The organism is Streptomyces sp. NPDC046876, assembly GCF_040645035.1.
Taxonomy (GTDB): Bacteria; Actinomycetota; Actinomycetes; order Streptomycetales; family Streptomycetaceae; genus Streptomyces.
In genome coordinates, this window is the sequence record NZ_JBEYXK010000043.1 from 44,309 (window position 1) to 54,652 (window position 10,344).

7 protein-coding genes and 1 pseudogene are annotated in these 10,344 nt (G+C 74.4%); 4 read left to right on the top strand and 4 right to left on the bottom strand.

The window, feature by feature from the left end:
• The first annotated feature begins 73 nt into the window (after positions 1-73).
• Entirely contained in the window at positions 74-625 is a 552-nt protein-coding gene (locus ABZ924_RS22335) for an FABP family protein (RefSeq protein WP_361912411.1), read from the top strand.
• A 73-nt stretch (positions 626-698) separates the two neighbouring features.
• Here ABZ924_RS22335 and ABZ924_RS22340 read toward each other — a convergent pair whose 3' ends face one another.
• A complete protein-coding gene (locus tag ABZ924_RS22340; protein WP_361912414.1) occupies positions 699-1,085 on the bottom strand; it encodes a GntR family transcriptional regulator in 387 nt (128 codons plus the stop codon).
• A gap of 71 nt (positions 1,086-1,156) precedes the next feature.
• Here ABZ924_RS22340 and ABZ924_RS22345 point away from each other — a divergent pair.
• The 3 genes and pseudogenes from ABZ924_RS22345 to ABZ924_RS22355 all read left to right on the top strand — a co-directional run.
• Positions 1,157-2,086: pseudogene (locus tag ABZ924_RS22345) on the top strand (GNAT family N-acetyltransferase); the annotation flags it as partial.
• A 174-nt stretch (positions 2,087-2,260) separates the two neighbouring features.
• A complete protein-coding gene (locus ABZ924_RS22350; RefSeq protein ID WP_361912435.1) occupies positions 2,261-2,581 on the top strand; it encodes a DUF402 domain-containing protein in 321 nt (106 codons plus the stop codon).
• 507 nt (positions 2,582-3,088) lie between these two features.
• A complete protein-coding gene (locus ABZ924_RS22355) occupies positions 3,089-4,159 on the top strand; it encodes a lytic polysaccharide monooxygenase (protein ID WP_361912417.1) in 1,071 nt (356 codons plus the stop codon).
• Positions 4,160-4,184: 25 nt separating this feature from the next.
• Here ABZ924_RS22355 and ABZ924_RS22360 read toward each other — a convergent pair whose 3' ends face one another.
• The 3 genes from ABZ924_RS22360 to ABZ924_RS22370 form a co-directional block, all read right to left on the bottom strand.
• Entirely contained in the window at positions 4,185-5,051 is an 867-nt protein-coding gene (locus ABZ924_RS22360) for an alpha/beta fold hydrolase (protein WP_361912420.1), read from the bottom strand.
• 199 nt (positions 5,052-5,250) lie between these two features.
• Entirely contained in the window at positions 5,251-6,213 is a 963-nt protein-coding gene (locus ABZ924_RS22365; RefSeq protein WP_361912437.1) for a hypothetical protein, read from the bottom strand.
• A gap of 212 nt (positions 6,214-6,425) precedes the next feature.
• Positions 6,426-10,016 (bottom strand): DNA polymerase III subunit alpha, encoded by a 3,591-nt coding sequence (locus tag ABZ924_RS22370; RefSeq protein ID WP_361912423.1) that lies wholly within the window; start codon positions 10,014-10,016, stop codon positions 6,426-6,428.
• Between the last annotated feature and the right edge of the window lie 328 nt (positions 10,017-10,344).

The window sequence follows — 10,344 nt, forward strand, 5'->3', positions numbered from 1 at the left end:
AGCCCTCCCCCGGCGCCCGCACCCCCGCGCCGACCGGGGCGGCATACCGCACACCGAACCAGGAGCACCCCCCGTGTCCGAAGCCCCGCAGGAGAACCCGTACCCCGACACCGACCTCCTCGGCGAGGGCCCCGACCCGCACCCCCAACTGAAGCCGGTCCTACACCTCCTGGGCCGCTGGCAGGGCACCGGCCTCGGCGAGTACCCGACCCTCGAGCAAGGCTTCCGCTACCGCCAGGAGATCACGTTCAGCCACGACGGCAGGCCGTTCCTGCGCTACGAATCCCGCGCCTGGCTGGTCGACGAGGCCGGGGCGGCCCTGCGCCCGTCGGGCCGGGAGAGCGGGTGGTGGCGGGTCCTGCCCGACGCCTCCCTGGAGGTGGTCCTCGCCCACCCGACGGGCATCGTCGAGACGTACCTCGGCAGCGTGGTCGCCGGCACCCGGATCGAGCTCGCCACGGACACGGTGGCGTGCACCCCGAAGGCCAAGGAGGTCACCGGCATGCGGCGCCGGTACGAGGTGGTGGACGGGGAGCTGACGGTCGAACAGGACATGGCCGCGGTGGGGCAGCCCATGCACCACCACCTCAGCGCACGCCTCCGGCCGGTGCGCTCCCAGCCGTAGCCGCAGCCGCCGTCCCAGCCGCAGCGCAGCCGCAGCCGCAGCCGCCGCAGCAGCCCCAGCCGTATCCGCAGTCCTACCGGCCGTACCGGGCCCGCAGCGCATCCAGTACGGCCGCCGTGGCCTCGTCGAGGGTCAGCCCCAGCCGCTCCGCCCGGTCCGCGAAGGCCTGCGCGGCGGCCGCGGCCTCCCGGGCGGCGGAGTCGGCGGCGGCCGCGATGAACGTGCCGCCCCGGCCCCGCGTCTCGATCACCCCGTCCGCCTCCAGCGCCCGGTAGGCCTTCGCCACCGTGTTCGCGGCGAGCCCGAGCTCCTCGGCGAAGCCGCGTACCGTCGGCAGCTTGAAGCCCACCGGCAGCCGGCCCGCCCTCGCCGCCTCGGCGATCTGCGCGCGCAGCTGCTCGTACGGGGCGGCCGAGCCGGCCGAGCCGTCGATCCGGATCTTCAGGTTCGTCGAGGTCACGCGGCTGATTCTCCCCCATCCGCGCGGAAATTCGCAGGCACGGCCCCCACCCCTGCGCCTACCGTCGGCCCATGACCGTATCCATCCGTGACCTCCGCCCCAACGACCCCTCGGACGCGGAGGCCGTCGCCCGGGTGCGGCGGGCGGCGCTGCCGTTCATGATCAGCACCGCCGCCGGGGTGGCCTTCGAACTGGCCGGCGCCCCTGCCGCGAAGAAGTACCGCCTCCTCGTCGCGGAGGACGGCGACGGGGCCGTGATCGGCACCGCCCAGGTCGGCATCGCGTACGACAGCGTCGAGCCCGGGCAGGCGTTCGTGAACGCCTACGTCCACCCCGGACACCGCGGCCGCGGCGCGGGCAGTGCGCTGGTGCGCGCGGCCGAGGAGCACCTGCGTGCGGCGGGCGCGGTGGACGTCCACGCGTGGGTGCCGGACGAGGCGGCCTCGCGCGCCTTCGCGGAGCGGCGCGGCTACCGGGCGAGCCGTTCGGCGCACTTCCAGCGGCTGGACCTGGCCGGCGGGACGCTGCCGCCGTACCCGGACCCGCTCCCGGCGGGCGTGGAGCTGCGGCCGGGCTCCGCGTTCGCGCAGGACCCGCGCCCGCTTTTCCAGGCCGACGCGGCGGCCTCCGCGGACGAGCCGGGGGACGTGCCGGTGCAGCTGGACGACTACCAGGACTGGATCCGCACCGTCTGGCAGGACCCGGAGCTCGACCACGAGCTGACCTCGGTCGTCCTGGTCGACGGGGTCGTGGCCGCCTTCGCGGCCGCCCGGACGGACGGCGCGACCCGCTACGGCTCGGCGATGACGGGCACCCTGCGGGAGTTCCGGGGACGGGGGCTGGCCAAGCTGGCCAAGACGGACTCCCTGCACCGGGCGCGTGCTGCGGGGTACCGGGAGGCGTTCACCGGGAACGACGTCGGGAACGGGCCGATGCTCGCCATCAACAAGTGGTTCGGGTACGAGGTCTGCGCGACGGAGGTCCGCCACGGCAAGCGGCTGGACGCGCCGGCCACGGCGCCGGAGGTGACGGTGGCCCTGTCCAAGGCCGGCCGCACCAAGATCCGCTACCCGGCGGCGGTGGTCGCCGACACGGGCGACCGGATCACGGTACGCGCGCCGTGGGCGGCCGACGGCGTACGGGACTTCGGGTTCGTGCGCTTCGAGCCGGGCGACGTGTTCACCGAGCACTTCTGGAGGTCGCGGTGGTACGCGATCAAGGAGGTCCGGACGGGCGGGGGCGTCCTGAAGGGCTGGTACTGCGACGTCACGCGCCCTGCGGTGGTACGGGACGGCGAGATCCTGGTGGAGGACCTCGACCTGGACCTGTGGGTCTCCGCGGACGGGTCGCAGGTGCTGCGCCTGGACGAGGACGAGTTCGCCGCCAGCGGCCTCGCCGAACGCGACCCCCAGGCCGCCACCGAGGCCACCCGCGCCCTCGACACCCTGACCCACCAGGCCCACTCACCGGCGGGCCTGACGTCCCTCCTGGCCTGACACCACCACAGTCATCCCCGCGGGTGCGGGGAGCAGAGACTCGTGAATGAGCTGAGCCACGCTGTTTTCGGGGGCATCCCCGCGGATGCGGGGAGCAGGCTTCGTGAGCTGCGATGGTACTTGGGGGCCGGTCTGGTTTTACCGTCTTTCGCCGAGTCGGGCATTGGGGACATTGGAGCTGTCATTGGCTGCAAGGGCCCCGCGCTGGGGGTGTCAGGCACCGCCGGGTCATCGTCCTCGCCGTTGCCCGGGCGTCCACGGGGTGTGGTCGGCAGGGGCGTTCGTGCATGGGCAGGGCTGCGGTGTGGTCCCGCGGAGGTGCGGTGGTTACCTGAGGGGCTTCCTATGGGTGGCTTAAGCGGAGCCTAAGGATCTTCGGTAGGGGCGGGAAGCGGGCGGAATGCCGGTGCGGGGCAGCTAGCTTGGCGGAGCCGGGAGCGGCGCCGAGCCCACGGGGGGCGGCGCCGCACCACCCCGTCCAAGCTGCCCTGTCCCGAGGAGCCACCCATGCCCGCACACCGCAGCCGTACCGTGACCCGTATCGCCGCCGTCGGCCTGACCCCGCTCGCGGTGGCCGCATACGCCGCAGGACCCGCGGCCGCGCACGGCTCCATGACGGATCCGGTCAGCCGGGTGGCGGCCTGCTACGCGGAGGGGCCCGAGTCCCCCAAGTCGGCGGCCTGCAAGGCAGCGGTCGCGGCCGGCGGCACCCAGCCGTTCTACGACTGGAACGCCGTGAACATCGCCAACGCGGCGGGCAGCCACCGCTCGCTGATCCCGAACGGCCAGCTCTGCTCCGCCGGCAACGACAAGTACCGCGGGCTGGACCTGGCCCGCGCGGACTGGCCGGCCAGCCCGATGACCTCCGGCGCCCACACCTTCCGCTACAAGGGCACGGCCCCGCACAAGGGCACCTTCGAGCTGTACATCACCAAGGACGGCTACGACCCTTCGAAGCCGCTGAAGTGGTCCGACCTGGAGCCGGCGCCGTTCGCGAAGGCCACCGACCCGGGCATGCAGAACGGCGCCTACGTGTTCTCGGGGACGGTGCCCGCCAAGTCCGGGCGGCACCTCATCTACAGCATCTGGCAGCGCTCGGACAGCCCGGAGGCGTTCTACACGTGCTCCGACGTGGTGTTCGGTGGGAAGGACGCAGCCACGGGCAATACGGGCAGCTCGACGCCCGGCAGCAAGCCGAGCGCCAAGCCCTCGGGGCAGCCCTCCGAGGCGCCCAAGGCTCCGACGGACCAGCAGATCGCCGATGGCGAGGGCAAGTCCACCGTCGAGCACAACGGGCACGGGGACAACGACCCGAAGACCAACGGCTCCACCGCCGACGCCCCGGTCGTGCGACCCCTGGCGGCGGACAGCAGCACCGGCAACGGCAACGGCAACGGCAACGGCAGCAGTGACAGCGGCACCGGCACCGGCACCGGCACCGGCCTGGCGCAGACCGGCGGCAGCAGCGCGACCCCGGCGATCGCGATCGCCGGGGCGGGCGTGCTGGCCGTGGGGGCGGCCGTGCTGTTCGCCGTGGCCCGCCGCCGGGCGACGTCAGGCCGGCGCGACGGCTTCTAGCGGAGGCGCCCCCGCAAGCGCACCGTCACTCGAAGACCGAGGCGCAGGTGGTCCGTTCGGCGTGCGCCGGGTCGAGGGCGTTGAGCGCCTCGTGCCAGGCGATCCGGTCGGTGAGTCCGATGGCGACGTGCTCGGAGAGGTCCAGCGGGCAGAGGTCCTGCAGGACGACGTTGCGCACGTTGCTCCCGGTGCCCTGGAGGAACGCGCTGCGGTACGGCGTGACCACCTCGTCGTACTTCGTCGCGATCACCGTGTACTGCACGCCGGACACGGTGTCGCCGCCCGCGTTCAGCTTCGTGACGAAGGGCGATCCGGCGATCTGGTCGGCCAGGCCCGGCGTCGCGGAGCTGACCAGGTCCTCGGCGCCGGGGAAGTACGGCAGCAGCTGGGTCAGCCCGGACAGGGTGGTCCCGTGGTTGTCGGGGGCCAGTCCGACCAGGGCGTTGACCTTGGCGGCGCCGCCCAGGAACTTGATGTAGTAGTTCGGCATCATGCCGCCCTGGGAGTGGCCGACGATGTCGACCTCGGGGGCCCCGGTGGAGGCCAGCACCCGGTCGACGAAGGCGTCGAGCTGGCCGGCGGACTTGTCGATCGGGCCGAGCCCGTTGAAGAAGGGGACGCCGGGCAGCTGCCCGTAGTCGAGGGAGTAGACGCAGTACCCGCGGTGGACGAGGTACGGGGCGAAGCCGAGCCAGTTGTCGACGGAGTTCCCGAAGGTGCCGTGGACGAGGACGACCGGGCGGGGGTGGGCGGCCGACGGCTTGCAGGACCAGTTGTTCCAGCCGCTGCTCGGTGCGGAAGCGGCCTGTGCGGCGCCGGTGGGGGCGGCGAGCGCGGCGGCGGTGAGGACGAGGACGGCCAGCGGGCGGAGCAGGCGTCGCCAGGGCAGCATCGAGTGATCTCCTTGCGGCTCAAGGGGAAAGGACGTGGGGGTTCATCCCGTGATCCGGATCACAAGGGAGTGCTGCATCCGCCAAATTACGGGCGAGTAGCAAAACAGGGAAGTTACGCGTCGGTAAAAAAGTCACGTGTCCACCGCGCCGCCGGCGGGCCTCCGCTATGCCACTGCCGCGCCTCCCGGCGGCACTCCGCTACGCCGCGAGGGTGCCGCGGGCGATGGCCTGCGGCCCGAAGCGCGCCCGGACCCGGTCCGTGACGGCCTCCAGGCGCCGGGCCTTCTCGTCCTGCGGGTCGAAACTCAGCTGGTGGGCGGCCCGTTCGGCCGGGGTCAGCCCCTCGACGCGCAGCGACAGCGCCCGCACCCGGGCTCGCTGGAGGCCGAGCCCCGCGTAGAGGGAGTAGGCCGCGTCGGTCAGGGCGGCGGAGTGCGCGGTGGGTTCGGCCAGGGTCCTGGTCCGGGTGAGGGTGGTGCGGTCGGCGCAGCGGACGGTCAGGGAGACGGCCCGGCAGACCTGGTTCCGTGTACGGAGCCGCGCGCCGAGCTCCTCGGTCAGCGAGAGCAGGGCACGGCGGTGCCGTACGGGGTCCAGCTCGTCGCGGGCGAAGGGCCGTTCGGCGGCCAGCGAGCGGGCGGCCGCGCCGGGCCGGACCGGGGTCCGGTCGATGCCGAGGGCGCGTTCGTGCACCTCGCGGCCGACCCGCGGGCCGAGGATGCGGCGCAGTACGGCGGGCGGGGCGGCGGCGACCCGGCCGACCGAGTCGAGGCCGTACGAGCACAGGGTGCGGGCCGCCTTGGGGCCGACGCCGTCGAGGGCGGCGACGGGCTTGCGGGCCAGGAACTCGCTGACGGCGGTCTGATCCTGACCGACCGTCACGGTCTGCCCGTATCCGGCCGCGCCGACCGCCATCCGGGCCAGCATCGGATTGCCGGCGGCGCCGATCGCGCAGTCCACCCCGTACCGGGCCAGGGCCCGGACCCGGATCAGGGCCGCCAGTTCGGGCGCGCTGCGGCCGAAGTAGCGCAGGGCCCCGCGGAGGTCCGCGAGTGCGGTGTCGGGGGGTGCCGGCTGCACGGCGGGCGTGAGCTCGCCGAGCAGTTCCAGCAGGCCGGCGTACATCTGGGCTCCGATCGGCTGTCCGTCGAGCCGGCGCATCCGGATGCACAGCACGGTGGCTCCGCCGTCGCCTTCCCCCTGCGGGGAGCGGTTCCGCCCCGGACCCCGCGCCTCAAACGCCGGCGGGGCTGGATTTTGCCGCTGCGCGGCAAATCCAGCCCGCGCGGCGTTTGAGCGCACCGGGTCCGGGCGGAGCCCGGTTTCGGGAAGGGGCGGGGTGGGGGACTGGCCCCGCGCAGCCGATTCCGCGTTCATCCCGCGCTCCCCGGGCTGGAGTGCCACAGCTTGCGCCCGGTGGCCGGGCCGTCGCCCGCGGGCTGGAGGTCGGCCCACGGGTTCATCACGTAACCCGTGGGCAGATGGACCCGCCGACCGGAACCGGAATCGGAACCAGAATCGGAATCGGAACCAGAATCAGAATCGGAATCGGCAGGAGCCGGCCCGGAATCAGACGGCTCGGCCAGCCGGGCGGCGACCGCGTCCAGGCCGCCCGCGGCCCGCAGTTCCACCAGCTCCGCGAGGTTCCAGGCCGCCGCGCCGACCACGCTCAGGCTCTTCGGCCCGCGCCGCTGCACGACGCCCCGGACCAGCAGCAGGAACGAGTGGAAGACGGTGTGGGCACACGTCTCGTGGCTGTCGTCGAAGAAGGCCAGGTCGACCAGGCCGGTCCCGTCGTCCAGGGTGGTGAAGATGACCCGCCGCCCGGACCGGACGGGCGGGGTCTGGGTGGCCGCCTTGGCCCCCGCGACCAGGACCGTCCGGCCGTGCTCGACCTCGCGCAGCCGGCCGGCCGGGACCACGCCCAGCTCCGCCAGGAAGTCGTGGTGGTCCCCCATCAGGTGCCGCGAGGCGTCCATGCCGAGGACGCCCAGCTCCGCGCTGAGCCGCTCCGCATCGTTCAGGTCGGGCAGGCCGATCGAGGCCGTCGACCGGCCGCCCTCCAGCGGGAGCTGTGCGCTGCGCAGCCCGCCGCCGCGCAGCCCGCCGCCGCGGGACCCGGCACCGACGCCGGCCGCGCGCTGGGCCCCGTGCAGTTCGGACAGGTGCAGCAGCAGGTCACGCCGGTTGGCGCCGAACGCGTCCAACGCCCCGACCTGGGCGAGCCGCTGGGCGACGGGGTGGCCGGGGTGCGCCCGCTCCCAGAAGTCGCGCAGCGATCCGTACGGCTGGCCGCCCTCGATCCGCGCCGCCTCGGCCCCGCTGATGCCGTGGACGTCGCCCAGGGCCAGCCTGAGCCCCCACACCGCAGGATCCTCGGACACCAGTTCGATGCGGTGGGCGGCCGCCGACCGGTTCACGTCCAGCGGCAGCACCGGCACGCCCCGCCGCCTCGCGTCCGCGAGCAGCAGACGCTTGGGGTACATCCCCGGGTCGTGGGTGAGCAGCCCGGCGTAGAAGGCGGCCGGGTGGTGCGCCTTGAGCCACGCCGACTGGTACGTGGGCACGGCGAAGGCCACCGCGTGCGCCTTGCAGAAGCCGTAGCTGCCGAAGGCCTCGACGATCTCCCAGGTCCGGGCGATCACCTCGGCCGGGTAGCCGCGCTCGCCGGCCTTCGCCGCGAACCACACCTTGATGCGGGGCTGCGACTCCGGGTCGGACAGCCCGCGCCGCACCCGGTCCGCCTCGTCCCGCCCGCAGCCGGTCATGACGTGCACGATCTCGATGACCTGCTCGTGGAAGACCACCACCCCGTACGTCTCGGCCAGCGCCCGCGCCAGGTCCGGGTGCGGGAAGCGGACCGGGGCCCGCCCGTGCCGGGCCTCGATGAACGGCCGCACCATGTCGGCGGCCACCGGCCCCGGCCGGAACAGCGAGATGTCGACGACCAGGTCGTGGAAGGTGGAGGGTTGGAGCCGCCCCACCAGGTCGCGCTGGCCCGGGGACTCGATCTGGAAGCAGCCCAGGGTCTCGGCCGAGCGGATGAGCTCGTACGTGGCCCGGTCGCCCGGCGGCACCTGCGCCGGGTCGTCCAGGTCGATCTCCCGCCCCGTGGTGCGCCGGATCTCCGCGACGGCGTGCGCCATCGCGGACTGCATCCGTACGCCCAGCACGTCGAGTTTGAGCAGGCCGAGCTCCTCCACGTCGTCCTTGTCGAACTGGGACATGGGGAAGCCCTCGCCGCTGGTGGGCACCACGGGGGTGCGGGCGAGCAGGGAGGCGTCGGAGAGCAGCACCCCGCAGGGGTGCATGGCGATCCCGCGCGGCAGCGCGTCCAGCGCCTCGACGAGCTCCCACAGCCGGCCGTGCTCCTCGTCCCGTACGCCGCGCAGTTCGGGCAGCTCGGCGAGGGCCGCGCGGGCGTCACGGGCGCGGATGTGCGGGAAGGCCTTGGCCAGCCGGTCGACGGTGGCCGGGTCCATGGACAGGGCGGCGCCGACGTCGCGGACGGCGTGGCGGACCCGGTAGGTCTCGGGCATGGAGACGGTGGCGACGCGCTCGGTGCCGAAGCGGTCGATGATCCGCCGGTAGACCTCCAGCCGGCGGGCGGACTCCACGTCGATGTCGATGTCGGGCAGGACGTGGCGCCGCTTGGACAGGAAGCGCTCCATCAGCAGGCCCTGCTCGACGGGGTCGGCGTGGGCGATGCCGAGCAGGTGGTTGACGAGGGAGCCGGCGCCGGAGCCGCGCGCGGCCACCCGGATGCCCATCTCCCGTACGTCGTCCACGACCTGGGCCACCGTCAGGAAGTACGAGGCGAAGCCGTGGTAGGCGATGATGTCGAGCTCGTGGTGCATCCGCTCCCAGTACGCGGGGTCGCCGGCGTAGCCGCGCAGCACCATGCCCGCGGCGGCCCGGGAGGCCAGGACCCGCTGGGCGGTGCGGTGGGCCGCGCCGACGAGGTGCGCCTCGGGGAAGTGCACCGAGCCGATGCCGAGGTCGTCCTCGGGGTCGACCGTGCACGCCTCGGCGGTGCGCCGGGTCTCCTCGAGCAGCCGGCGCGCGTCGCCCGGGCCGAGGCCGGCGGCGCGGGCGATCCGGTCGGCGGCCTCGGCCATGGCGGCCGGGGGCTTGAGCCAGCGCTCGCCGCTGTCGAGGGGGCCGCGCGGGTCGACGGGGACGAGGCGGCGGGCGGCGTCGAGGACGTCGGCGACCGGGCCCTGGCCGGGGTCGGCGTAGCGGACGGCGTTGGTGAGCACGGCCCGGACGCCCTGCTCGGCGGCGAAGCCGACGGTACGGGCGGCCAGCCGCAGCGAGCCGGGGCCGGTTCCGGTGCGGCCGTGGTGGACGGCCTCCAGGCGCAGGGAGTCCCCGTGGACCTCCCGCCAGGGCGCGAGCAGCCGCGCGGCCCGGTCGGGTCGGCCGGCGGCCAGGGCCCGGCCCACCTCGGAGTCGGGGCCGAGCAGGACGTACACGCCGGTGCCGTGCAGGGCCTCCCAGGGCAGGACGGGCTGGTCGCCGGCGGCGCGGGTGCCGCCCGGGGTGCCGGGAGCGCCCGAGTGGGCGGCGGTGGTCATCCGGCACAGCTCGGCCCAGCCGGTGGCGCCGTCGCGGGCGAGGAAGACGGCGCGGGGTGCGGACTCGTCCACGAAGGCCCCGCCCTTGACGGGGGTCCGGCGGCGGTGGGACACCTCGGCTCCGGGGCTGGGGCTGGGGCCGGGGCCGGAGCCGGGCGCCGGGACGGGGGCGGCCGACACGGCCAGGTCCACCCCGAACAGCGGCCGGATCCCGGCCTGCGCGCACGCCTTCGCGAACCGCACCGCGCCCGCGAGGGTGTCGCGGTCGGTCAGGGCGAGGGCGTCCATACCGCGCTCGGCGGCACGCTCCGCCAGCCGTTCCGGATGGGAGCCTCCGTAGCGCATGGAGAACCCCGAAACGGTGTGCAGATGCGTAAACCCGGGCACCCGCGGCCTCCTGCTTCCCTTGGTGAACACCTCCCCCGTCTCCACCATAAGGCAATTCGAATACCCGTGCGAAACGTTTGTTCGATCGTCCATGATCGCCAGGGCGGGGCGGATCGGTGGTCACGGCCGAGGCCGGCGGCCCGTCCCACCGGCCGCCCCCCATCCCCCGCCCGACCCGGGCAGGGCCGCCGCTGCCTCCCTGTCGGCGTCCGCCGCCCCGAGCCCTTGCGGGGCCTTCCCCCACCCCGCCCCTTCCCGAAACCGGGACCTGCGGCCCCGGCCCCGCCCGCCTCAATCGCTGGCGCGGCTCAAAGATGCGGGGGCTCCG

Excerpts from the sequence above, each read along its gene's own strand:
- ABZ924_RS22355 (WP_361912417.1), top strand. The coding sequence starts at position 3,089 with ATGCCCGCACACCGCAGCCGTACCGTGACCCGTATCGCCGCCGTCGGC.
- ABZ924_RS22360 (WP_361912420.1), bottom strand. The coding sequence starts at position 5,051 with ATGCTGCCCTGGCGACGCCTGCTCCGCCCGCTGGCCGTCCTCGTCCTC.
- ABZ924_RS22365 (WP_361912437.1), bottom strand. The coding sequence starts at position 6,213 with ATGCGCCGGCTCGACGGACAGCCGATCGGAGCCCAGATGTACGCCGGC.